General features: G+C 45.3%; 22 protein-coding genes and 1 other annotated feature. Of the genes, 15 read left to right on the forward strand and 7 right to left on the reverse strand.

Going from position 1 to position 25,304, the window contains the following annotated elements:
- Positions 1–21: 21 nt before the first annotated feature.
- Positions 22–807, reverse strand: coding sequence for a YtvA family blue-light photoreceptor (ytvA, locus tag CVV77_RS11960; protein WP_003238003.1), 786 nt, complete (start codon positions 805–807; stop codon positions 22–24).
- A 402-nt stretch (positions 808–1,209) separates the two neighbouring features.
- Between ytvA and CVV77_RS11965 the strand changes: the two genes are divergently transcribed.
- The 3 genes from CVV77_RS11965 (at position 1,210) to CVV77_RS11975 (ending at position 4,814) form a co-directional block, all read left to right on the forward strand.
- Positions 1,210–1,545, forward strand: a complete 336-nt coding sequence (locus tag CVV77_RS11965) for a DUF4257 domain-containing protein (RefSeq protein ID WP_003246114.1) — start codon at positions 1,210–1,212, stop codon at positions 1,543–1,545.
- A gap of 103 nt (positions 1,546–1,648) precedes the next feature.
- Positions 1,649–1,863, forward strand: a binding site (T-box leader).
- A gap of 109 nt (positions 1,864–1,972) precedes the next feature.
- The gene (gene leuS, locus CVV77_RS11970) at positions 1,973–4,387 is read left to right on the forward strand and encodes a leucine--tRNA ligase (protein ID WP_019259235.1); all 2,415 of its coding nucleotides are present in this window, start codon (positions 1,973–1,975) and stop codon (positions 4,385–4,387) included.
- Positions 4,388–4,502: 115 nt separating this feature from the next.
- On the forward strand, positions 4,503–4,814 hold the full coding sequence (locus tag CVV77_RS11975; RefSeq protein ID WP_003237998.1) for a rhodanese-like domain-containing protein: 312 nt from the start codon (positions 4,503–4,505) through the stop codon (positions 4,812–4,814).
- A 22-nt stretch (positions 4,815–4,836) separates the two neighbouring features.
- Here the strand turns inward: CVV77_RS11975 and melA are convergent, their stop codons facing one another.
- The 5 genes from melA to CVV77_RS12000 are packed head-to-tail and all read right to left on the reverse strand — an operon-like array spanning position 4,837 to position 10,234.
- Complete coding sequence (gene melA, locus CVV77_RS11980) at positions 4,837–6,135, reverse strand: alpha-galactosidase MelA (protein ID WP_003237996.1); 1,299 nt, start codon at positions 6,133–6,135, stop codon at positions 4,837–4,839.
- A gap of 19 nt (positions 6,136–6,154) precedes the next feature.
- Positions 6,155–6,985: a carbohydrate ABC transporter permease gene (locus CVV77_RS11985; protein ID WP_100275492.1), complete on the reverse strand. Its 831-nt coding sequence runs from the start codon at positions 6,983–6,985 to the stop codon at positions 6,155–6,157.
- Entirely contained in the window at positions 6,982–7,893 is a 912-nt protein-coding gene (locus tag CVV77_RS11990; RefSeq protein WP_003237991.1) for a carbohydrate ABC transporter permease, read from the reverse strand. Before CVV77_RS11990 ends, CVV77_RS11985 begins: the two co-directional genes overlap by 4 nt.
- Entirely contained in the window at positions 7,886–9,166 is a 1,281-nt protein-coding gene (locus tag CVV77_RS11995; protein WP_100275493.1) for an ABC transporter substrate-binding protein, read from the reverse strand. The genes CVV77_RS11990 and CVV77_RS11995 overlap by 8 nt, the downstream gene beginning before the upstream one ends.
- A 33-nt stretch (positions 9,167–9,199) precedes the next feature.
- Positions 9,200–10,234 carry a LacI family DNA-binding transcriptional regulator gene (locus tag CVV77_RS12000; RefSeq protein ID WP_088112231.1) on the reverse strand — a complete coding sequence of 345 codons (1,035 nt, stop codon included), beginning with the start codon at positions 10,232–10,234 and terminating at the stop codon, positions 9,200–9,202.
- 217 nt (positions 10,235–10,451) lie between these two features.
- On the opposite strand from CVV77_RS12000, the gene CVV77_RS12005 reads away from it, so the two are divergent.
- From CVV77_RS12005 to CVV77_RS12055, 11 genes are all read left to right on the forward strand, one after another.
- Positions 10,452–11,351: a dienelactone hydrolase family protein gene (locus CVV77_RS12005; RefSeq protein WP_088112232.1), complete on the forward strand. Its 900-nt coding sequence runs from the start codon at positions 10,452–10,454 to the stop codon at positions 11,349–11,351.
- Between the two features lie 55 nt (positions 11,352–11,406).
- A complete protein-coding gene (locus CVV77_RS12010; RefSeq protein ID WP_100275494.1) occupies positions 11,407–11,907 on the forward strand; it encodes a hypothetical protein in 501 nt (166 codons plus the stop codon).
- Positions 11,908–12,107: 200 nt separating this feature from the next.
- Complete coding sequence (bioW, locus tag CVV77_RS12015) at positions 12,108–12,884, forward strand: 6-carboxyhexanoate--CoA ligase (protein ID WP_100275495.1); 777 nt, start codon at positions 12,108–12,110, stop codon at positions 12,882–12,884.
- Positions 12,874–14,220, forward strand: a complete 1,347-nt coding sequence (bioA, locus tag CVV77_RS12020; protein WP_100275496.1) for an adenosylmethionine--8-amino-7-oxononanoate transaminase — start codon at positions 12,874–12,876, stop codon at positions 14,218–14,220. The genes bioW and bioA overlap by 11 nt, the downstream gene beginning before the upstream one ends.
- The gene (gene bioF, locus CVV77_RS12025) at positions 14,210–15,379 is read left to right on the forward strand and encodes an 8-amino-7-oxononanoate synthase (protein ID WP_100275497.1); all 1,170 of its coding nucleotides are present in this window, start codon (positions 14,210–14,212) and stop codon (positions 15,377–15,379) included. Before bioA ends, bioF begins: the two co-directional genes overlap by 11 nt.
- The gene (gene bioD / locus CVV77_RS12030; RefSeq protein WP_100275498.1) at positions 15,376–16,071 is read left to right on the forward strand and encodes a dethiobiotin synthase; all 696 of its coding nucleotides are present in this window, start codon (positions 15,376–15,378) and stop codon (positions 16,069–16,071) included. Before bioF ends, bioD begins: the two co-directional genes overlap by 4 nt.
- 2 nt (positions 16,072–16,073) lie before the next feature.
- Positions 16,074–17,081 carry a biotin synthase BioB gene (gene bioB / locus CVV77_RS12035; protein ID WP_019259225.1) on the forward strand — a complete coding sequence of 336 codons (1,008 nt, stop codon included), beginning with the start codon at positions 16,074–16,076 and terminating at the stop codon, positions 17,079–17,081.
- Positions 17,082–17,149: 68 nt separating this feature from the next.
- Positions 17,150–18,337: a biotin biosynthesis cytochrome P450 gene (gene bioI / locus CVV77_RS12040; protein WP_100275499.1), complete on the forward strand. Its 1,188-nt coding sequence runs from the start codon at positions 17,150–17,152 to the stop codon at positions 18,335–18,337.
- A gap of 76 nt (positions 18,338–18,413) precedes the next feature.
- Entirely contained in the window at positions 18,414–19,175 is a 762-nt protein-coding gene (locus CVV77_RS12045) for an NAD-dependent epimerase/dehydratase family protein (protein ID WP_100275500.1), read from the forward strand.
- A 206-nt stretch (positions 19,176–19,381) separates the two neighbouring features.
- Positions 19,382–20,242, forward strand: a complete 861-nt coding sequence (locus CVV77_RS12050) for a carbohydrate ABC transporter permease (RefSeq protein WP_019259222.1) — start codon at positions 19,382–19,384, stop codon at positions 20,240–20,242.
- A 23-nt stretch (positions 20,243–20,265) separates the two neighbouring features.
- Positions 20,266–21,762, forward strand: a complete 1,497-nt coding sequence (locus CVV77_RS12055; RefSeq protein WP_100275501.1) for an extracellular solute-binding protein — start codon at positions 20,266–20,268, stop codon at positions 21,760–21,762.
- A 39-nt stretch (positions 21,763–21,801) separates the two neighbouring features.
- On the opposite strand, the gene CVV77_RS12060 is transcribed toward CVV77_RS12055, so the two are convergent.
- Entirely contained in the window at positions 21,802–24,117 is a 2,316-nt protein-coding gene (locus CVV77_RS12060; RefSeq protein ID WP_100275502.1) for a helix-turn-helix domain-containing protein, read from the reverse strand.
- Between the two features lie 215 nt (positions 24,118–24,332).
- Between CVV77_RS12060 and rmgP the strand changes: the two genes are divergently transcribed.
- Positions 24,333–25,298 carry a polygalacturonan/rhamnogalacturonan ABC transporter permease gene (gene rmgP / locus CVV77_RS12065; protein WP_019259219.1) on the forward strand — a complete coding sequence of 322 codons (966 nt, stop codon included), beginning with the start codon at positions 24,333–24,335 and terminating at the stop codon, positions 25,296–25,298.
- Positions 25,299–25,304 lie beyond the last annotated feature (6 nt).

Consider the following 25,304-nt stretch of genomic DNA (forward strand, 5'->3'; position numbering starts at 1 on the left):
CGCCGGATGAGCGGGATCTTTTTACATGATCGGAAGCACGTTAACGGCATCCTTTACATTTGAATATGTTTTTAGCGATGAAAAATTGGCATCGAGTTTATTCATTTTCATAGCCAATTCGGGCTTAATGCCGGTAATAATTAATTCAGTTCCTGTCAATTTCAGCAAATGGCTCAGCTTGAAAATCTGGTCTGCAGTTTGTTCATTCACTTGTGCCAATCCTGATAAATCAATGATCAGATAATCATCCTTGGATGTTGATAAGATATTCGTCAATGTGCAGACGATGGAATTAAATCGTTCCTCTGTCAGGCTGCCGATCAGCGGAAGAGCCGAAATGCCGTTGCGAATCGGGACAATAGGCGTTGAAAGTGCAGTAATTTCTGTGAGGGAATCCTCGAGAAGCTTTTCATACTCTTTTTGCTTGGTGATGTCTTTTTGAATACCGACAAAATAGGTCTTGCCTTCAATCTCCAGTGGATCAATATTTAATTCATTCCAGAACATTGTTCCGTCTTTTTTGTAGTTTTGGATCTGAACGGTAACCGGCTCTTTATTTTGTAGCGCGGTTCTGATGTTGTCTACTTCAGCGGGGTCTGTGTGTTTTCCCTGTAAGAAGCGGCAGTTCTTTCCTAAAATCTCCTCAGCTTCATAGCCGGTCATTTGAACAAAGCCTTGGTTGACGTAGACAATAGGATTGTCTTCAAGTGCGGGATCTGTAATGACCACACCGACTCGCGCGTGATCAAGCGCTTTTTTGATGACTTCCAGCTGTCCTTGTACTCCAAATGATTGAAAACTAGCCATATAAATCCCCCTTAGGCTGTCAGCTAACTGTGCGAAAGCCTGGTACTCCCCTTTTTGTAATGAATTCTACAGTAACCGTAGCACAACACATGTTCTGATTCAAGCAAGCGCAGTTTGTTGTTTGTCATTAGGGCTTGTCCTCGTATACACTAAAAATAAGAACAGAGATTGAACATATGAACGGAAGAATATTGTATAAGCTTAATAAGTGACTAGGTCAATGTCACTGGGTGAAAAATGAATCCAATGCATCAAGCTTACCGATCATGTGTTCACATATAATGGAAGAAACAAGCTTTTTCAGATTTGCCAGTATGTAGATATCGAAAATCATCGGAATCGTTTAAGGGGGCTGGATGGCCTGAAGTCGCTTTACGAAATAAGGGCTTTAGGAAGGTGATGATGAAGATGCTGCATCAGGTACTCATTGCTTGTGTAATTGGAGGTATCATGGGGATTCTCGGTCATGTGAAAAAGAGAGGCAGGCTGGAGAAGCCCAGAATGACGAAGCGGTTTATCTACCTTGGATTTTTGGAAGATTGGTTTATCGGAATGACGGCTTCCATTTTACTTGTATTATCCGCTGACCCCGATTCAGGAATTCAACTTGTCATCTTATCCATTATCTCAGGCTACGGCGGTGAAGCTGTTCTCAGAAGTTTTGACTTTGTTAGAGAACTGAACAGCGGCGGCGAACCGGCCGAGTCCAAACGTCAAACCAAAACTCCACCCGAATAATTGTCCTCAATCCTCGCCCGTTCAGGGTACATTCCCATTGTATACAAACCTGCTTGCACTTATGAACAGAATTCTATAAAATACAGTTAAGATTACGGTTGCGATAAGAACAATGAAGAGGAGCAGTAAGAAGCAGATATTGTAACAGAGAGTTGACGGCTGGTGAAAGTCAATCAAGTTTGTTTCCGAACTCACCTCAGAGTTGCAGCGGTGAAAAGCCGCTGACGCATAACTGCGTTAAAAGTATCAAGTGAGTGCGGCGAATGCCGCGCTAACGAGGGTGGTACCGCGGGAAAACGAAAGTCTCTCGTCCCTTTTAGGGATGAGGGAGTTTTTTTTAGTTTGGGAATATTCTGAATATAATCCTCTCCTTCCCGTCAATACTTGAACCATAAACGCCGTATTCAATCAGAAGGAGGTTTTTACTTTGAGTTTTCAGCACAAAGAGATAGAAAAGAAATGGCAAACATATTGGCTTGAAAACAAAACATTTGCCACTCTTGATAATAATGAAAAACAAAAATTTTACGCGCTCGACATGTTCCCTTATCCGTCAGGAGCGGGATTGCACGTCGGCCATCCTGAAGGATATACAGCCACAGATATTCTGTCCCGCATGAAGCGCATGCAGGGCTACGATGTCCTTCATCCAATGGGCTGGGACGCATTCGGACTGCCGGCTGAACAATACGCGCTGGACACAGGGAACGATCCCGCTGTGTTTACGAAGCAGAATATCGATAATTTCCGCCGCCAAATTCAGTCGCTTGGCTTCTCGTATGACTGGGATCGTGAAATCAATACGACTGACCCTGAATACTATAAATGGACGCAATGGATTTTCTTAAAGCTTTACGAAAAAGGCCTTGCTTACGTTGACGAAGTGCCTGTAAACTGGTGCCCTGCGCTTGGAACGGTTCTTGCCAACGAAGAAGTTATTGACGGCAAGAGCGAACGCGGCGGCCATCCGGTCGAGAGACGCCCGATGAAGCAGTGGATGCTGAAAATTACAGCATATGCGGACAGGCTTCTTGAAGACTTGGAAGAGCTTGACTGGCCGGAAAGCATTAAAGATATGCAGCGCAACTGGATCGGCCGCTCTGAAGGCGCGCACGTTCATTTTGCTATAGATGGACATGATGAATCCTTTACGGTGTTTACGACAAGACCAGATACGCTGTTTGGCGCTACATACACTGTGCTTGCTCCGGAACACGCATTGGTGGAAAACATCACAACGGCAGAGCAAAAAGAAGCTGTTGAAGCATATATCAAAGAAATTCAATCAAAGAGTGACCTTGAGCGTACAGATCTTGCGAAAACAAAGACAGGCGTTTTCACAGGAGCTTATGCGATCAATCCTGTAAACGGAGAAAAATTGCCGATCTGGATTGCGGATTACGTTCTTGCATCATACGGAACAGGTGCAGTCATGGCTGTTCCTGGCCACGATGAGCGTGATTTTGAATTCGCCAAAACATTCGGCCTTCCGGTGAAGGAAGTTGTGAAAGGCGGAAACGTTGAGGAAGCAGTGTACACTGGCGACGGCGAACACGTGAACTCTGATTTTCTGAACGGCCTTAACAAGCAGGAAGCGATTGAGAAAGTGATTGCTTGGCTGGAAGAAACGAAAAACGGTGAGAAGAAAGTGACGTACCGTCTGCGCGACTGGCTCTTCAGCCGCCAGCGTTATTGGGGCGAGCCGATTCCGGTTATTCATTGGGAAGACGGAACATCTACGGCTGTGCCGGAAGAGGAGCTGCCACTGATTTTGCCGAAAACGGATGAAATCAAACCGAGCGGTACAGGCGAATCACCGCTTGCGAACATTAAAGATTGGGTGGAAGTCACAGACCCTGAGACAGGGAAAAAAGGAAGAAGAGAAACGAATACAATGCCGCAATGGGCGGGAAGCTGCTGGTATTTCTTGCGCTATATTGATCCGCGGAATCCGGATCAGCTGGCATCACCAGAGAAATTGGAAAAATGGCTTCCTGTTGATATGTATATCGGCGGCGCAGAACATGCCGTGCTTCACCTTCTGTATGCCCGCTTCTGGCATAAGTTCCTTTATGATATCGGCGTAGTGCCGACGAAAGAACCGTTCCAAAAGCTGTACAACCAAGGAATGATTCTCGGCGAAAACAATGAAAAAATGAGTAAATCTAAAGGGAACGTCGTTAACCCTGACGAAATCGTTGCCTCTCACGGCGCTGATACGCTGAGATTATACGAAATGTTCATGGGGCCGCTTGATGCTTCAATCGCCTGGTCTGAATCAGGATTAGACGGCGCGCGCCGCTTCCTTGATCGCGTATGGCGCCTGTTTGTTGAAGACAGCGGTGAGCTTAATGGCAAAATCGTTGAAGGCGCTGGTGAAACATTGGAGCGCGTGTATCATGAAACGGTCATGAAAGTCACAGACCATTACGAAGGCCTTCGTTTCAACACGGGTATTTCCCAGCTGATGGTCTTTATTAATGAAGCTTATAAAGCAACAGAGCTGCCGAAAGAATATATGGAAGGCTTCGTGAAGCTTCTTTCTCCTGTCGCGCCTCATTTAGCGGAAGAACTTTGGGAGAAGCTTGGCCATTCCGGCACGATTGCATATGAAGCTTGGCCTGTATATGATGAAACGAAACTTGTGGATGATGAAGTTGAAATCGTTGTTCAGCTGAACGGAAAAGTAAAAGCAAAATTACAGGTTCCTGCCGATGCGACGAAAGAACAGCTGGAACAGCTTGCTCAAGCAGATGAAAAGGTTAAAGAGCAGCTTGAAGGCAAAACGATTCGAAAAATCATCGCGGTGCCTGGCAAGCTTGTCAATATTGTGGCAAACTAAGCCTAGAAAAAATCCCCTTTGCCAAAGGGGATTTTTTTTCATCAGTCTCTAAATAGCAATCGCCCAGCTGACTTTGATATACTGAACATGATCATTGTGAATAGGAGTGTTTTCTTTGGAGATAAAAGAAATCAGCACAGCCGCTTTGAAAGAAAAAATTGAGGCGGACGAAGAACTATATTTAATTGATGTAAGAGAAGATGAAGAAGTGGCGGAAGGCATGATCCCGCAAGCCGTTCATATTCGGATGGGGGATATTCCTGAAAAAATGGACACCCTTGATAAAGACAAAGAGTACGTATTTATCTGCCGCTCAGGAATGCGCAGCATGAATGTCTGCAGGTACTTGGATGAGCAAGGCTTTAAAACAGTCAATGTTGAAGGCGGCATGATGGCCTGGGAAGGCGAAACAAAACCAAAAAACTAGGGGAGAGCGGTCCCCTAGTTTTTTATTTGTATTCCGGAAGCCAATCGCCGTGTGCTGCAAATAAATCGTCACACATGGAGATGATGTCAGTCATGGAAAGCTCCGCGCTTGTATGCGGATCAAGCATTGCCGCTTGGTAAACCGCTTCTTTTTTCCGTGTGACAGCGGCTTCAATTGTCATCAGCTGTGTATTAATATTCGTCCGGTTTAAGGCCGCAAGCTGCTCAGGCAGTTCTCCGGCGAAGCACGGGGTAATTTTTTTTCTGTCGGCGACGCATGTCACTTCCACAACCGCTTTTGAAGGCAGATTGGTGATCAATCCTGTATTCAAGACGTTTCCTCCGAAGGTGAACGGCTCGTTTGTTTCCATTGCTTCTATAATTCTTGAACCATACTCCTTTGAACGCTTGTGCGTAAGGTTTTTATTGTTGACGATATCATCCCGCATTTTCTCCCAATCTTGAATCTGTTTGACGCATCTTCTCGGATATTCGTCGAGCGGGATTTGCAGCTCGCTGATCAGCTCGGGATAGTTCCGTTTAATAAAGTATGGATGGTATTCTGCGTTGTGTTCGGACGATTCGGTGACATAATAGCCGAACTTATCCATCAATTCAAACCGCACCATATCATGATGCTTTGTTTTTTGTTTTTCTTTCGCTCTCCTTTTGATTTCCGGATAGAGATCTGCACCGTCTTTTTTGACTTCCAAAAGCCAAGCCATATGATTGATGCCCGCGATGCGTTCCTCGATTCCGTCATGCTCCATTCCGAGAGATTTGAATAAATCCTTCGTGCACACTTGAACACTGTGGCAGAGCCCGATTGTTTTGATATTCGTATAGCGGAGCATGGCGCCTGTAAGGGATGCCATTGGATTTGTATAGTTTAAAAACCACGCATCCGGGCACATGTCTTCCATATCTTTTGCGATATCAAATAAGACCGGGATGGTTCTGAGTGACCTGAAGATCCCGCCGATTCCGACTGTGTCGGCAATCGTCTGACGCAGTCCGTACCGTTTAGGAATCTCGAAATCTATGACTGTGCTCGGTTTATATCCTCCAACCTGGATCGCATTGATGACATAGCTTGCGTTCTGCAAGGCGAGTTTTCTGTCATCGTAGCTGTTGATGGCCACGCTCGGGTTATAGCGGTCTCTCAGATTTTCGAGCATGAGCTGGGATTCCTGCAAGCGTTTTGGATCAATGTCAAAAAGTGCGAATTCAAAGCCATTCAGCGCTTCTGTTAACAAGCAGTCTCCCAAAACATTTTTGGCGAAAATGGTGCTCCCTGCACCGATAAATGTAATCTTTTTCATATGGCTTCCTCCTTTAATGTTATCCCTTTACCGCTCCGGATGACAGGCCGGCAATAAAGTATTTTTGCAGCGTCAAAAACAGAATAACCATCGGCAGCATCGCCATGAGCGCGGCTGCGGCAACTAAATGCAGATTGTTGGCGTTTTCTCCGAAAAAACCTGCCATGGCCACTGTTAATGTTTGAACCTTTTGATCTTGTAAAAAGAAAATCGCAAATTGATAGTCGTTCCATATGAAGACACAGGAAATAATACAGATGGTCGCAGTGATCGGCTTCAGCAGAGGAAACACGATCGTAAAAAAGATTTTCAGCATGCCTGCGCCGTCAATTCTTGCGGCTTCTTCAAGCTCTTTTGGAATGGTCGAACGGATAAAGCCTGAATACAAGAATACGGTTAACGGCATATAAGCCGCTGTATTGATCAAAATGGCGATGGCGTGTGTATTGACCATTCCAGCGTCCACGACCATTCTGTACAAAGGCACCATGGACGTTAACGGAGGGATGATCATAATGGAAATCAGCAAGGCGAAAACGGCTTTATTCAGCTTCGTTTCCCGCCGGGCAAGAGGGTAGGCGGCAAGTGAGCCGAATACGATCAATAACAAGGCAGAAAAACCTGTGATGATAATGGTGTTCATAAAAGAGTTTCCAAGCGAAGCGCGCTCCCATGCCTCTGAAAAATTGTGAAAGGAGATGTCAGCCGGAAACAGCCATTTTGAACTGTAGTCTCCTTTTGCTTTTATTGAAGTGGTCAACAGGATGTAAAAAGGAATAAAATGCGCAAAGGCCACAATGGCGGCAAGAATCGTAATGATCCGCAGGTTTTTTGAACGGGCGGCTTTCATGACATTTCCGTCTCCTTTCTTTTAAAGTACGCAAGCGCGCAAAAGCTGATGATCAAAATGACAAATGCCATAAATATGCCTTGCGTTGCAGCATAGCCGGCATCCTGCCGTTTGAAGTACAAATCATACATAAACGTGGACATGGATTGCGACGCATTTCCGGGGCCGCCTGCGGTGAGCGCGATAATGACGTCAAACAGCTTTAAGCCTCCGATAATATTGATGACCATATTAATCGTGATCGAGGGCATTAGCAGCGGAAGCGTGATCGTGAAAAACTGCTGGCCTTGTTTCGCGCCATCCATTTGCGCCGCTTCGTAGTAGTCTTTCGGAATGCTTTGCAGGCCTGCTAAGTAGACTACCATAGCGATCCCGACATATTGATAGGTGTTAATCATGACAATGATCCACGGATTGAGCGATGGACTGGCTAGCGCATTGATCGGGCTGATGCCGAAAACACCGAGCAAATCGTTGAGCGCACCTCCATCATAGGAGAAGAAAAAGTACCAAATGTAGCCCATAATGAGCGGGCTGATCATCACCGGCAAATACACAATTGTTCTTGTTATCGCTTTCATTTTGATGCTTTGATTTAAGAGCAGGGCGTACAAGAGTCCGACCACGTTTTGAAAAAAGGTGCTGCCGAGTCCGTAAAGCAGCGTGTTTTTTAAGATGTGCCAAGTATCAGGATCAGAAAACAGCCTTTCATATTGTGCGAATCCCACCCATTGGTAGACTTGTGAAAAGCCGTTCCAGTTTGTAAAGGTGATCAATGCACCTTTCACAAACGGATAAATCATAAAGACCAGAACGGAGAGCAAAGCAGGAATATACATCCACCAAAGTGAGGACTGCTTTTTCGGCTTAACCTGTTCCACATGGACATCCCTTGCGATCTCACTCATTGTTTTCAGCTCCCTGTGTTTCCGATTGCTCCCGGAGTCGTTTATATTCTCTTTCCAGCTTCTTCGAAATCTCTTGAGGTGTCAAAATGTCAGCCGCAAGCTCCTGCCCGACCGTGCCCAGGACGTCCCACATTCCGTTTGGCAGGTATAAACGGTCGAAGTAAGGTTCGACTTTGACATCTTGATAATGCTCATAGTCATTTGCGTAGAAAATATCAGCTTTCACATTGGTCAGCCCTGAAGGAAGTGATGTGGCTTCAGCCATTTGTTTAGCATTGGCGGAACGGGCCATAAATGCGATAAATTCTTTTGCTTCTTTTAAGTGGGGCGAGTCTTTCCATGCCGCAAGCGTGTAGCGTTCGCCGCCGATCCATATTGGGTCATCTCCGGCATGTATGGCAGGTGTCGGGATAATGCCGACCTTGACGTTCGGGTTGATCTGAGCAACGTCCTGGCCGAGTGTGCCGCCTTGCATTGTAAAGGCGATTTTATTTTGGGCCATTAATTCGATGAGCTGTGATTTTTTTGCGGTTACGGCGTCAATATTGATTAGTTTTTCTTTCTGCATTTGTTTAAGGATGTCTGATAAATAAGTGAATTTGCTCCAATGAAAGGTACCGTTGATGAGCTGTTTTTTTTCATTATGGGCAGTATCTGTGATGAGAAGAGGTGTAGCGAATTGGTCGTAATATTGGGCGAATGAGCTTTTGTCATATCCGGCAAACCAGAAGGGCACAATCTTTCCCTTGCTCTTTTCTTTAATCGTTCTCAGCGCTTTCATAAAGTTATCCATCGTTTCCGGCGGATCAATGCCGTAACGGTCTAAAATATTGCGGTTATACGCCAAACCGTCTTTTGCCTGATTGATCGGATAGGCATACACCTTTCCGCTTTTATTTTTGAGGATGCTGTTTAAATTAGGATCGAGATCTTGAGTCCATTCCATATCCCGGAGATCTGCTGTATATTCTCCGTATCTGATTTTCCCCCAGCCATGTGTATCGAAAAGATCAGGCAAATCATTGGCTGCCATTCTGACACGCATCATATTTTCATAGTCATTGCCTGGGAAATGAAGGCTGACACGAATGTCACTGTGTTCCTTTTTAAACGCTGCCGCCAGTTTTCTGAACGTAGCTCTTTCACTGTCCGTTGACATTGTAGAATAAATGGTTAACGTCTTTTTTGCGGTATCTGCTGAGCTTTTTTCTGCTGAGCAGCCGGGCAGAATAAGCAGAATAAGAGAGAGAAATAAAACAAAAGTGTGTTTCATCTTTTCCTCCTTATCATCGTGATGAATCTTTTCTTATGTCACCTCCTTAGCTGTATATCCGCAGCTTTGTCTCACGATTAATGTTGTGGGCAGAGTGACGCGGTGGGGAAGCGTTCGGCCATTGAGGCGGTCAAGCAGCAGTTTTACGCCTGTACGGCCCATTTCCTCTGTGTACACCTTCACCGTCGTTAAAGGCGTGCTGGCAAATTCAGCTTCTTCAATGCCGTTAAAGCTGACGATCGCCGTATCCTGCGGCACTTGGAGTCCGGCTTCCTGGAGCGCTTTTAATGCGCCGATCGCCATGGAATCGCTGGCGATAAAGAATGCTTCCGGCAGATTGCCTTGATCAATTGCTTTCTTCATCAGGCGATAGCCCTCACGCATGCTGTATTCACCGACCAGCACATGCTCAGGTTGAGGGGCGGCAAACTCCAAAAAGGCGGTCAGCCGTTTGTCTTCAATGGTTCTGCGAATGCTTTGGCCGTCCTTCAGCGTATGCTCTTTTTCCTGCCCGCCAATGTAGCCTAACCGTTTGTAGCCTAGATCGAAAAGGTGATCAATCGCCTGGCGTGAAGCGGATTCAAAATCGATGCCAATCGAATCGTATGCTTGAGGATCAGGAGAATGATTGATAAATACGGCATGCTCCAGCCTTCCGCTAATATGCTTAACCGCTTCATCATGAACACGGCCGATGACAATAACACCGTCCAGTTCCCGAAAAATATGCTCTTGAAAGGAACCGAGATGAATCGAATTCGTAATGAAAATTTCCTGTTCAAAGCATTCTTTTTCAATGCCTTTGCGAATCGAAGAAAAATAAGGGTCCTGCCGTTCCTGATCGGGAGACAGGCAGCTCAGCACCCCGATCAGCGGCTGGGCCCGCTGTTTTTGCCCGCGGGCTTTCCGGCGTTTGGCAACCGTTTGATAGCCAAGCTCTTCAGCGATATTGATGACTCTTTGTCTCGTTTCGCCTGCAACAGAAAGCGACTCATCTTCATTTAAAATTCTGGACACAGTCGCACTTGAAACATTAGCTTTCAAGGCGATATCTTTAATCCTAACCATAGGTATCCCTCTCATCTATTTAGTAAAATATTAACTCATCTGTTTTTGATAAATTGATACTATCATATGGAAGTAAGCGGTTACAATAATTACTTTCAGAATATTTCGTTATATTTACTAAATATTTAGTAAATGATGCGATTTGCATTGGAAAAATAAAGGGGAAACCAGATCCATCTCGTAAATGTGAAGTAAGCGAATAAGGAAGGGTGATGGAATGAGAGCGAAAAGAAGAAAGCAGCTGTTTCAATTGCTTGGAGATTTGCCTGAACGGAGGGAAATCAGTACGGAGATATTGCGGATTGAAGAAAGAGAAGGAAACATCATTGAAACGCTCCTGCTCGATCTAAACGGATATGAAAAGGTGCCTGCTTATTTTGTGAAACCGAAGTCCGCAGAAGGGCCGTGTCCAGCCGTCTTGTTTCAGCATTCGCATGGCGGCCAGTATGATAGGGGGAAAAGTGAACTGATTGAAGGAGCGGATTATTTGAAAGCGCCTTCTTTTTCCCGTGAGCTCACGTCTCTCGGGTACAGTGTACTTGCGATAGATCATTGGGGATTTGGAGATCGGCGGGGAAAAGCGGAAAGCGAGATTTTTAAAGAAATGCTTCTTACCGGAAGAGTGATGTGGGGCATGATGATTTATGACAGTGTAAGAGCGTTAGATTATATGCAGTCTCGGCCTGATGTCCAGCCTGACAGAATCGGGACCATCGGCATGTCTATGGGAGGGTTGATGGCGTGGTGGACAGCGGCGCTCGATGACCGGATTAAGGTGTGCGTGGATTTGTGCAGCCAGGTAGATCATCACGTGCTGATAAAAACACAGAATCTTGACCGGCACGGCTTTTATTATTACGTCCCGTCGCTTGCAAAGCATTTTTCCGCATCGGAGATCCAAAGCATGATCGCGCCGCGTCCGCATCTTAGCCTTGTTGGTGAACACGACCAGTTAACGCCGGCTGAGGGTGTGAACAAAATCGAAAAAGAATTGACAGCTATGTATGCTGGACAGGGAGCTTCTGATTGCTATCGGGTGGTCCGTTCCGCTTCGGGGCATTTCGAAACAGCAGTCATGAGGCATGAAGCTGTCCGGTTTTTGCAAAAGTGGCTGTGACTGCCACGGGAAAATTGGCAGAAAGGTGCAGATTTGAGCGAGGGAAGTGGAACCAATGGAAGTACAAGACATATTGGATTGGGCTTTCCGGCGGCATCTCAATCCATTAAGTTGGTATATTCGCCCTCTCTTTTTACTAGTATTGGTTTATGCTGCGTATAAGCGCAGCTGGAAAGGGATTATCATCACTTTTGTATTGATGATGAGCAGTATGGTCTGGTTTCCGGAACCTAAGAGGATTTATCTGCAAATGCAAAAAGTGCTGGAATTTGAGCAAATGCTTTTAAGCAGTCCGGTCTCGGCTGTTTTAACAATTGTTTTCATGATGGTTTTGGTCGGTTTTATTTTGGCTGTTTTTTGGAAGCGTTCACTTGTATTAGGTGTAATCCTATTGAATGTAACACTCGTTGGGAAGGTGGCCCTGTCTTTATTTTTCACAGGTGAGAGTGGCTGGGCACCGTTAGGCAATACGATTTTTGGGCTGATGATGGTAAATGGGATCGGCTTGTTCATCAAGTATCGAAATCGAAAAAAACGCAGAGGAATAGACATCTAAGGGCCAGGACCGTTTTACTGTAAAGCGGTCTTTTTGCTCGTTTCAAGAACCTGCCCAAAAACAAATTGGAGATTTCTTATATTGACAGAATCATATGTGAATAATAATATTCTAATTGTTAACCTTTATTTATAATTGGTTAACAATTAGAATAGGATGTAATACACGTTCTTCAGTTATCAGTGAAAGGGCGAGAAACGATGCAAGAAGAAACATTTTATAGTGTCAGAATGAGGGCTTCTATGAATGGATCTCATGAAGATGGCGGAAAGCATATATCCGGCGGAGAACGGCTTATTCCTTTCCATGAGATGAAACGTACAATCAATGCCTTATTAGAAAAAGGGTTATCCCATTCAAGAGGAAAACCTGATTTTATGCAAATTCAATTTGAAGAGGTACATGAACCGTTAAAAACCATTCAGCCATTGCCTGTGCATACGAATGAAGTGAGCTGTCCGGAAGAGGGACAAAAGCTTGCTCGATTGTTATTGGAAAGAGAAGGCGTTCCGCGAAAAGTGATTGAAAAAGCATATGAACAAATCCCTGAATGGTCGGGTGTCAGGGGAGCTGTGGTGTTTGATATTCACACCGGCAAGCGATTCGATCAAACAAAAGAAAAAGGGGTGCGTGCCTCCAGAATGGATTGGCCGGACGCCAATTTTGAAAAATGGGCGCTTTACTGTCACGTGCCGGCACATTCAAGAATAAAAGAGGCCCTTGCACTCGCTTCAAAGGTCAGCCAGCACCCGGCAGCCGTTGCAGAATTATGCTGGTCAGATGACCCTGATTACATAACAGGCTACGTTGCGGGTAAGAAAATGGGCTATCAGCGTATTACAGCAATGAAAGAATACGGGACAGAAGATGGCTGCCGAATCTTTTTTATTGATGGCTCCAAAGATGTAAACACGTACATACATGATCTGGAGAAGCAGCCTATTTTGATAGAGTGGGAGGAAGAGCATGACTTATGATTTGATAGAAAAAAGCAAAAAGCACCTCTGGCTGCCGTTTACCCAAATGAAAGATTATGATGAAAACCCCTTAATCATCGAAAGCGGCACTGGAATCAAAGTCAAAGACATATACGGCAAGGAATACTATGACGGTTTTTCTTCTGTTTGGCTTAATGTCCACGGGCACCGCAAAAAGGAATTAGATGACGCGATAAAAAAGCAGCTCGGAAAAATCGCGCACTCCACGTTATTGGGCATGACCAACGTTCCTGCAACTCAGCTTGCCGAAACTTTAATCGACATCAGTCCAACAAAGCTCACACGGGTCTTTTATTCAGACAGCGGCGCAGAGGCGATGGAAATAGCCTTAAAAATGGCGTTTCAATATTGGAAGAACATCGGAAAGCCTGAGAAACAAAAATTTATCGCAATGAAAAATGGGTATCACGGTGATACGATTGGCGCCGTCAGTGTCGGTTCAATTGAACTGTTCCACCACGTATACGGGCCGTTAATGTTTGATAGTTACAAAGCTCCGATTCCTTATGTGTATCGCTCTGAAAGCGGCGATCCTGATGAGTGCCGTGATGAGTGCCTGCGAGAGCTTGAACAGCTTCTCGAGGAACATCATGAGGAAATTGCCGCGCTTTCCATTGAATCAATGGTTCAAGGAGCGTCCGGTATGATCGTGATGCCGGAAGGATATTTGGCAGGCGTGCGCGAGCTTTGTACAAAATACGATGTCTTAATGATTGTTGATGAAGTCGCTACAGGCTTTGGCCGTACCGGAAAAATGTTTGCGTGCGAGCACGAGAATGTCCAGCCTGATCTGATGGCTGCCGGTAAAGGCATTACGGGAGGCTATTTGCCAATTGCCGTTACGTTTGCCACTGAAGACATCTATAAGGCATTCTATGATGATTATGAAAACCTAAAAACCTTTTTCCATGGCCATTCCTATACAGGAAATCAGCTTGGCTGTGCGGTTGCGCTTGAAAATCTGGCATTATTTGAATCTGAAAACATTGTGGAACAAGTAGCACAAAAAAGTGCAAAACTCCATTGCCTTCTTCAAGACCTGCACACGCTTCCTCATGTTGGGGATATTCGGCAGCTTGGTTTTATGTGCGGCGCGGAGCTCGTTCAGTCAAAGGAAACCAAAAAGGCTTACCCTGCTGATTGGCGGGTTGGATACAAAGTTTCCTTAAAGATGCGAGAGCTTGGCATGCTGACAAGGCCGCTGGGGGACGTGATTGCATTTCTGCCTCCTCTCGCCAGCACAGCTGAAGAGCTCGCGGAAATGGTTGCCATTATGAAACAAGCGATCCAAGAGGTTACCAGTCTTGAAGATTGACGCCTGGTTAAACGAGCGGTTAGACAGGGTAAAGGAAGCCGGCGTTTACCGCAACCTGCGGACAATGAAGGGTGCTCCGATTCCAGAGAGGAAAATTGATGGCAAGAATCAAACGGTCTGGTCCTCAAACAATTATTTAGGACTCGCTAGCCACAGCCGCTTGATCTCTGCAGCCCAAGAGGCACTGCAGCAATTTGGGGCGGGAAGCAGCGGCTCACGTTTAACGACAGGCAATTCGGTCTGGCATGAAAAGCTTGAAAAAAAGATTGCCGGCTTTAAACGGACAGAAGCGGCTTTACTGTTTTCGAGCGGTTATTTGGCCAATGTCGGTGTCCTTTCATCATTACCAGAAAAAGAAGATGTCATTTTAAGTGATCAATTGAATCATGCAAGTATGATTGACGGCTGCCGTCTGTCTAAGGCTGATACAGTTGTTTATCAGCATATTGATATGGATGATCTTGAAAACAAGCTGAATGAAACACAGCGTTATCAGCGCCGTTTTATCGTTACAGACGGAATATTCAGCATGGATGGCACGATAGCCCCTCTTGATCAGATCATCTCACTTGCCAAACGCTATCATGCTTTCGTAATCGTTGATGATGCCCACGCCACAGGTGTTTTGGGTGAATCAGGAGGAGGAACGAGTGAATACTTTGGTGTTTGTCCTGACATTGTGATCGGCACCTTAAGCAAAGCTGTTGGCACAGAAGGAGGTTTTGCTGCAGGTTCAGCGGTCTTCATCGACTTTTTGCTGAACCATGCAAGAACATTTATCTTTCAAACCGCTATTCCGCCAGCCAGCTGTGCGGCGGCTCACGAGGCTTTCAACATCATTGAAGCCAGCGGGGAAAAACGTCAGCTTTTAATTTCTTATATCAACATGATCAGAACCAGTCTGAAGAACATGGGTTATTTAGTAAAGGGGGATCACACGCCGATTATTCCTGTGATCATCGGCGATGCCCGTAAAACGGTCACATTTGCTGAAAAGCTGCAGGACAAAGGGATTTATGCCCCTGCCATACGGCCGCCGACCGTACCGCCAGGTGAAAGCCGGATCCGGTTAACCATTACTGCTGACCACAGGGCGAGTGATATTGATCATTTGCTGACATCATTTCATTCAATTGGAAAGGAGCTGCATATCATTTGAGGGGTTTTTTTGTGACAGGAACAGATACAGAAGTGGGGAAAACGGTTATATCCAGCGGTCTTGCCGCTTTATTGCGAGAACATAACAGAGATGTCGGGGTGTTTAAACCTTTTTTAAGCGGTATTTCTCGTCATCATCCGGAGAGCGACACTAGTCTGCTGAAAGAGACGTCGCAGACGAGTCTTTCTCATGAAGACATTACGCCTTTTGCCTTCAAAGCACCGCTTGCGCCATACGTTGCAGGAAAGCTGGAGGGAAAGGCTGTCACCATGGAAGAGGTCTTGAGCCATTGGGAGCGGATAAGAGAAAAACATGAATGCTTCATCGTAGAAGGTGCGGGCGGTATATCTGTGCCGTTGGGAGAGGATTTTTTAGTCAGTCATGTCATAAAAGCGTTGCAGCTTCCCATGATCATTGTGGCACGTCCTCATCTCGGAACAATTAATCATACCTTTTTAACTGTCCAATATGCGAAAAGTATGAGTATTCCAATCGCCGGAATTGTCATCAATGGGATCAGTGATTCTCCTGATGATGATGAAAAAACCAATCCTGAGATGATTGAGCGCTTATGCGGTGTGCCGATTTTAGGGGTTACGCCTAAGCTTGCCAACGTTACGAAAGAAACGGTTCTACATATGGTAAAAGACCATATCAATCTATCATTACTGATGAATCAAGTGGGGGTATGAGAATGAATCAATGGATGGAACTCGCAGACCGGGTGCTGGCTGGAGCAGAAGTGACCGACGAAGAGGCGCTTTCGATATTAAACTGTCCAGATGAAGATATTTTGCTTTTGATGCACGGGGCTTTTCAAATCAGAAAACACTTTTATGGAAAAAAAGTGAAGCTCAATATGATTATGAATGCGAAATCAGGACTCTGTCCGGAAAATTGCGGCTATTGTTCACAGTCTTCAATTTCAAAAGCGCCGATACAGGCTTATCGGATGGTGAATAAGGAAACGCTTCTGGAAGGCGCAAAGCGGGCGCATGATCTGAATATCGGCACATATTGTATCGTGGCAAGCGGCAGGGGACCTTCAAACAGAGAAGTGGATCAGGTCGTAGACGCGGTGCAGGAAATTAAAGAAACGTATGGACTGAAGGTTTGTGCGTGTCTCGGACTGTTAAAGCCGGAGCAGGCGAAGCGGCTGAAAGAAGCCGGGGTAGACCGCTATAATCATAATTTGAATACGTCACAGAGAAACCATTCAAACATCACGACTTCACATACATACGATGACAGGGTCAATACAGTCGAACTCGCAAAAGAATCGGGGCTGTCTCCGTGTTCAGGCGCCATTATCGGTATGAAGGAGACGAAACAGGACGTCATCGATATTGCAAAAAGCTTAAAGGCCCTTGACGCGGATTCCATTCCGGTGAATTTTTTGCATGCGATTGACGGCACGCCATTAGAAGGCGTCAACGAATTAAACCCGCTCTATTGTTTAAAAGTGCTGGCGCTGTTCCGTTTTATCAATCCGTCAAAAGAAATCCGCATTTCTGGAGGAAGAGAGGTCAATCTCCGCTCATTGCAGCCATTAGGTCTTTACGCCGCTAACTCCATTTTTGTCGGAGATTACTTAACAACTGCCGGGCAGGAGGAGACGGAGGACCATAAAATGCTGAATGATTTAGGGTTTGAAGTCGAATCAGTCGAAGAAATGAAGGCCAGTTTAAGTGCGAAAAGCTGAGAGAATCACTAAAAGCAATCGGTGTGATGTCGATTGCTTTTATTTTTGAACAGAAAGGAGAAGATCACATGACAATTGCATTTCCAACTGCATCTTCTGAGTTTTTGAAAAACCCATATCCTTTTTACGAAACATTGCGCGCTATTCATCCTATATATAAAGGGAGTTTCTTGAAATACCCGGGCTGGTATGTTACAGGATATGAAGAAACGGCAGCTATTTTGAAAGATGCCAGATTCAAAGTCCGGCCCCCGCTCCCTGAGGCGTCAATCAAATATCAGGATCTTCAACATGTGCAAAGCCAGATGATGCTGTTTCAGAATCAGCCTGATCATAGACGATTACGGACGCTGGCCAGCGGAGCGTTTACTCCGAGAATGGCAGAGAGTTATCGTCCGTATATCGATGAAACTGTCCATCATTTGCTCGATCGAGTGCAAGGTGAAAAAAAGATGGAGGTGATTTCGGACTTTGCTTTTCCTTTAGCAAGCTTCGTCATAGCCAACATTATAGGTGTACCGGAGGAAGATAGGGAGCAGTTAAAAGAATGGGCTGCGAGTCTCATTCAAACGATTGATTTTACCCGGTCAAGAAAGGCATTAACAGAGGGCAATCATCTCGCTGTACAGGCCACGGCTTATTTTAGAGAGCTGATTCAAAAGCGAAAACGGCATCCGCAGCAGGATATGATCAGCATGCTCTTGAAGGGGAAAGAAAAGGATAAGCTGACGGAAGAGGAAGCGGCCTCTACGTGCATATTACTGGCGATTGCCGGACATGAGACAACCGTCAATCTCATCAGCAATTCAATTCTTTGCCTGCTGCAGCATCCACAACAGCTTTTAAAGCTAAAAGAAAACCCAGCTCTTATTGGGACCGCAGTTGAGGAATGTTTGCGCTATGAAAGCCCCACGCAAATGACAGCCAGAGTTGCGTCAGAAGATATTGATATCAGCGGGGTGACAATCCGTCAAGGGGAACAAGTCTATCTTCTGTTAGGGGCTGCCAATCGAGATCCAAGCATCTTCACGCACCCCGATGTCTTCGATATTACGAGAAGCCCTAATCCGCACGTTTCATTCGGGCATGGCCATCATATTTGCATGGGGTCCTCGCTGGCACGATTAGAAGCACAAATTGCGGTCAATACCCTGCTGCAGCGATTGCCCGGCCTTAAACTGGCTGATTGTGAACGGCGATATCGGCCGCTTTTTGGATTTCGGGCGCTTGAAGAGCTGCCGGTGACTTTTGAATAAACCTAGCATGTGAGTGCCAAAAAAAGTGTCACCCCCGCCAAAAATGGGCAATCTATAAAAAAGGGGAGTGAACACAGTGAAAAAAGTGCTGATCGCCGGCGGAAATGGTGTAATTGGAAGACTGCTGGCTGAAGGGCTTAGATCAGATTATGAAGTGACAGTGCTTGATAAAGGTCATTTCAATGGCACAGCCTCTTCCATTCAGGCTGATGCGGCAAATTATGATGAGCTATTAAAGAAGATTCCGAAAGACACTGATGTAATCTTGAATTTACTGGCTGTCAAAATCAAATACGATGTCATGGACATCGCTGAATTTGAGAAAATGACGGATGTTTTCTATAAGGCAAGCTATTATCTGTGCCGCGCCGCAGCGGAGCTGGGCATTGAAAAGCTCGTGTTCGCCAGCAGCAATCATGTCACAGATGTATACGAAAAAGACGGGCGTTCGCTCTTAGGGCGGGAGATCACAACAAGCGATTATCCGCTGTCAAAAAACTTGTACGGTGTATTAAAGCTGACCTCGGAACAGATCGGCCATTTGTTTTATTTGGAAAATAAGCTTTCAGTGATCAATCTTCGCATTGGAACAGTTGTCACTGATGAAATGGATACGCTGCATGAAAAAGAACGGACGAAAAAGACACTGCTTTCTCATCCCGATCTGCTGTCGATTTTCAAAGCCGCTATTGAAACCAATATCCGGTACGGCACTTATTACGCTGTCTCTGACAATCCGGGCCGGCCATGGTCCATTGAATCCGCTGTCAATGAACTTGGGTTTTCACCACAAATCAATACAGCCGAGCTTCTGAATGAGGAAGAGAACGGAGCATAATCATTTTCTAAGATTATGCTCTTTTTCTTTTGTCATCGGTTTTAATCCACGGCAGTCCCCGCCGGGCCGGGGACTCTGTTCAAATGATTATAGACATGGCAATCACAGATTTGCTACATTTTAGACACGATATCGTCACATGCTGCGCTCGTTCAGAAAAGAATGATAACGCTTACAAAAGAGAGGTGGGAGCTATCGCACATTCATTGAAAAGTCGCCTGTTTGATATTTTGATTTACGGGTTTTTGCTGATGTTCGCTTTAATATGTGTACTTCCGTTTATTCATGTCATCGCAGCATCCTTCGCCACAGTAGAAGAAGTCGTGTCGAAAAAATTCATTTTAATACCGACCACTTTTTCGCTTGATGCTTATCGTTACATTTTTTCAACAGATATTATTTATAAGAGTTTGCTTGTTTCTGTGTTTGTGACAGTGATAGGCACTGCGGTCAGCATGTTTCTTTCTTCACTGATGGCTTACGGGTTATCCCGCCGTGATTTAATCGGCCGGCAGCCGCTCATGTTTCTCGTCGTATTTACGATGCTTTTCAGCGGCGGCATGATTCCGACTTTCCTTGTGGTCAAATCACTTGGATTGCTTGATTCTTACTGGGCCCTCATTTTGCCGACAGCCATTAATGCCTTTAACCTGATCATTCTGAAAAACTTCTTTCAAAATATCCCGTCAAGCCTGGAAGAGTCCGCGAAAATCGACGGGTGCAATGACCTGGGCATTTTCTTTAAAATTGTGCTGCCGCTGTCACTTCCTGCGATCGCAACGATTTCACTATTTTATGCGGTAACATATTGGAACACGTATATGACGGCGATTTTGTACTTAAATGATTCAGCTAAATGGCCGATTCAGGTGCTTCTGCGCCAAATCGTGATTGTATCAAGCGGGATGCAGGGGGATATGTCAGAAATGGGGTCGGGCAGCCCGCCGCCTGAGCAAACCATTAAAATGGCCGTGATTGTGGTGGCGACCATCCCGGTTCTGCTCGTCTATCCATTTATACAAAAGCATTTTGCAAAAGGAGCTTTGCTGGGATCTGTCAAAGGATAAAGAAAATGAAACGGAGGGGTACGATGGGTAACAAATGGAGGGTGTTTTTGATTGTGCTTGTACTTGCATTTGGCGGAGTGCTGGCGGGCTGTAAAGGGGCTGATCAGTCTTCGGCTGAAGGCAAAGCTGACTCGGATTCAAAGGTGAAGCTGTCTTGGATGGCGATTTTGTATCACCAGCAGCCGCCGAAAGACAGGGCGATTAAAGAAATTGAAAAGCTGACAAATACAGAACTGGACATCACCTGGGTTCCGGATGCGGTGAAAGAAGACAGGCTGAATGCGGCGCTTGCAGCCGGCAATCTTCCGCAAATCGTGACCATCCAGGATATTAAAAATTCGTCAGTCATGAATGCCTTCAGATCAGGAATGTTCTGGGAGATTGGCGATTATATCAAAGATTATCCGAACTTAAGCAAAATGAACAAACTCATTAATAAAAACGTAACAATCGACGGCAAGCTCTACGGGATATACAGAGAGCGTCCGCTTTCCAGACAGGGCATCGTCATTCGGAAGGACTGGCTCGACAATTTGAATTTGAAAACGCCGGAAACGCTTGATGAACTTTATAAAGTGGCCAAAGCGTTTACGGAGGACGATCCGGACAAGGATGGGAAAGACGATACATTCGGGCTGACAGACCGCAATGACTTAATTTACGGCGCGTTTAAAACGCTCGGCTCGTATGAAGGCATGCCGACAGATTGGAAGGAATCAGGCGGCAAATTCACGCCTGATTTCATGACGAAAGAATACAAAGACACAATGAATTATATGAAAAAACTGCGTGACAACGGCTATATGAATAAGGATTTTCCCGTCACAAGCAAAACCCAGCAGCAGGAGCTGTTTTCTCAAGGAAAAGCCGGCATTTATATTGGGAATATGGTAGATGCGGTTAATCTGCGCGACCATGCCTCCGATAAATCGATGAAGCTTGAAATCATCAACCGCATAAAAGGACCAGATGGGAAAGAGCGGGTGTGGGCATCAGGAGGCCATAACGGCTTGCTTGCTTTCCCGAAAACGAGTGTGAAAACGGAAGCTGAGCTTAAAAGGATCTTAGCGTTTTTTGACCGAATTGCCGAAGAAGACGTCTATAGCCTGATGACTTACGGCATTGACGGCGTTCATTACAACAAAGAAGAGGGCAAAACGTTCACACGCGAGGAAAGCCAGGTGAAAGACTGGCAGACTGATATTCAGCCGCTGTCCGCCTTAATCGCCATTGATAAAGCCTACTTAAAAAATACTGGGGATCCGCTTCGGACGGCGTACGAGGAGCTGACGGAAGACAATGAAAAGATCATCGTCTCAAACCCTGCTGAAAGCCTGTACTCCGCCGCGGAGTCGGAGCGGGGAGATGAACTGAAGAAAATCATTGATGACGCGACCTATAAATATATGATAGGAGACATCACAGAAAGCCAGTTTGATAAAGAAGTGAAAAAATGGGAGTCAAGCGGCGGAAAGCAGATTATTCAGGAATACGAAGAAGCGTTTAAACAAACAAAATAACTTGGAAAAACCCAAAACGCGCGAGCGGTTTTGGGTTTTTTACATGCTTCTTTTTTGCTGGCGATAGTTACCCGGTGTAATTCCCTCCAGCTTCTTAAATGATCTGATAAAATTTTGCGAGTTTTTGTATTTCAGCTTTTCGGCAATGTCTTTGACCGCCATGTCAGTTTCGGCAAGCCAGCTTTTCGCCATATGGTGGCGGTAGCTGGAGACATACTCGCTGAATGAAATGCCCATTTCTTTTTTGAAAATGCTGCTTAAATAGTTTGGATTGTAATGCAGCCTGCGGGCGATTTCATCCAGTGTCAAATCGGATTCAAACTCGTGGTGGATGATATGAATGATGTTGTCGGAAATATTTTTGTACTGGGCATCCGCGCGGGCGTTTACTTTGTCTGTCATCGGGTCAATGAACTCATTTTTGAGCCAGTTTTCGGTATCCTCGAACGTTTTCAGCTCGAAAATTTGGTCATACAGCATTTTATTTTCTTCAAGCTCGAATAATTCGATCCCGAGCACATGCATCAGCTCAATCACATGGTTCAGAAAGCGGGCGATTGCGATTTGGAATTGATACGGGTTGGTGTTTTGGGTGAAGATTGATTGTAAAATCGCGTGCAGGCATTTGTCCGCTTTCTCCTTGTCCCCCGCTTTGACGGCATCGAACAGCTCATGCTGAAGCTGCTTTGGAAAATGGGTTTTGAAGGTTTTTTTCTGATCAAGGTCTTCGTAAAAGATAATCGATTTGTTTTCCGCTTTGAGCCGGTATTTCAACGCTTCTGAGCCTTCTGCATAGGCTGTTTTTGCCTTTGCCAGCGCATCAAACGGCTGGCTGATGCCGATGCTGACAGACAGCTGCAGCTCAGCTTCCGCTTTTTCCTGAATCATCCGCGCAGTCTCATTCAGCTCAGCCATGAATGCTTCCTTCGTCCCGTTCTGGTTGATCAAAATGGTTGCCTGCTGTTTATCCACGACGGCGGGGGCAAGATGCTTGTCCGCCGGGATGTTGCGCTCAATCAGGCTGTTGACGGCAAATAAAAGCAGATCCATATCTTTTTTCTCATAAGGCGTATGATTCAGCGTGTCAATTTGAAGCACAAGCAGGGCGAGATGCCGCCAATTTTGCTCTAAACCGAGGCTTTCAAAGCGGTTATTGACCTCCTCGTCCGTCAGTTTTCCAAGCATGAGCCTGACCATAAAATATTGCTGTAAATGAGTCGCCTGCTGTTTCATCGTTTCTTCAAGGTCGTCATTTCTGTCTTTCAGCTGCTTAAAGCTCTGTTCAATTAACTCAAATTCATTTTGAGGCGGCTGTTTCTCTTGTATGGCACCGTGTCTTGCGAATGATTCGTAAAGCACTCTGATCGGCTTGTAAAAATGGCGGGAGCCAAGCCAAGAGAATAATAATGAAAGCGTTAACAAAATAAAACATACCGTAAAGGTGATCCAGCCGATTGATTTTGCTTCTTTTTTTAATTCAGGCAAGGAAACGAGAGAAAAATAAGTCCATGTGTTATAGTCTGATTTTTGATAGGTGACTTTATATTGAATCCGGTCTATGACTGTTTCAAACTGTCCGCTTTTGGCGGTCTGCGCCAGCATTTTTTGGACAAAGTCGTCGTTTGGAAGAGATTCACCGATGTCAGACATGTTGTTATGCAGGATGATGCGGCCTTTTTCATCAATGATAAACAGGTTGTTGGCATTTGAATAGTCAGGCATATTTTTGACCAGCGAACAGCTCGGGATGCTTGCGGCGGCCAATCCCTTTGTATTTGTGCTGTTTAAAGGAAGCTGTTTAATCAAATTGATATTGTAGCGGCAGTTGTCTGATGTGCCTTCTTTTGTCGAAATCAAATGATTGTTTTCCTCAAGCATCCAATACGAGCGGCTCGCTTTGTGTTGCGTGTACGCTGCGGCTGCTTCATGAAGAGAGTCTGTATTCAAGCGGTACAAGCCGGAATTGTTCATGTACCATTTTTTCATATAACTGACTAGCGTCATGTTGGACAGGTCGGTATCAAAGCTTTGCAGATAGTTGAGCTCTTGGTTCACTTGATTATAGATTTGAAATTGGTCAGAGTGCAAAGGCTCGGACAGTGTGCGAAGGAGAGGCGGCGAACTCACATAGTGGGTTAAAGAGTGATCGACGGTTTTCAAGATATGCTCGATGCTTTGCTGGGTCTGCTGAAGTGTGTCGAGTTTTTCCTCCGAAACGTTGGAGATAGCCATTTTCTGAGAGTGCTCGTACGAAAACAATCCGACCAGAATGACCGGAATGGTGCTGAGCAGACAGAAAAACGTGATCAGTTTGTAATAAAACTTGTATTGGCTTCTTTTCATAAAACCCCCCATTTCATAACATCCACTTCACCTTAATACAATTAATCCAAAGATTGATAGATATTGTCAATAATCATTTTCTAATATCGGTGTCTTTTTTTCAGGTGGAATGGCTGAACCCTTGATCATAAAGGGATAAGGCAGGATGTGATCATATGATTGTAGACGGACTTTTGCCTGCTGCGCTACAGTGAATGCAAGAACCCGTGAAAGGAGGCTTGGAAAAGATGAAAACAGCAGAAGCGCAAGCGCCGGCTGTTGATGCAGTCATTTTTAAAAAAGAAAAAAGAAAGCGCTTACTAAGCAAGCTGATCCAGCAGAAATATTTGTACTTGATGATTTTGCCGGGGTGTATTTATTTTTTGCTTTTTAAATATGTCCCGATGTGGGGAATTGTGATTGCGTTTCAGGATTATCAGCCGTTTCTCGGCATTTTGGGCAGTGAATGGGTCGGGCTGAAGCATTTTATCAGGCTGTTTACTGAGCCTACATTTTTTCTCCTGTTAAAAAACACGCTCGTGTTATTTGCTTTGAACCTGGTTATATTTTTCCCGGTGCCGATTTTGCTGGCGCTTCTATTAAACGAAGTGCGGATCGCTCTCTTTAAAAAATTTGTTCAGACGCTGATTTATATCCCGCATTTTATGTCATGGGTTATTGTTGTATCGCTTTCGTTTGTGCTTTTAACAGTAGACGGAGGTTTGATTAATGAACTGATTGTGTTTTTTGGCGGCGAAAAAATCAACTTTCTGCTGAACGAAGAATGGTTCCGGCCCCTGTATATTCTGCAGGTCATCTGGAGGGAAGCGGGCTGGTCGACGATCATTTATCTGGCAGCCATTACAGCGGTTGACCCCCAGCTGTATGAAGCGGCGAAAATGGACGGAGCGGGACGGCTGCGGCAAATGTGGCATATTACGCTGCCCGCCATTAAAAGCGTTATCGTCGTTTTGCTGATTTTAAAAATCGGAGACACGCTGGAGCTTGGCTTCGAGCATGTGTATTTGCTGTTAAACGCGACAAACAGGGAAGTGGCGGAAATTTTTGATACGTACGTTTACACTGCAGGGCTGAAACAGGGCCAGTTCAGCTACAGTACAGCGGTCGGCGTATTTAAAGCGGCGGTCGGGCTGATTTTGGTCATGCTTGCGAATCGTTTGGCGAAGAAATTTGGCGAGGAAGGAATCTATTAAGAAAGG

The organism is Bacillus sp. SN1 (assembly GCF_002796895.1).
Lineage (GTDB): Bacteria > Bacillota > Bacilli > Bacillales > Bacillaceae > Bacillus > Bacillus inaquosorum.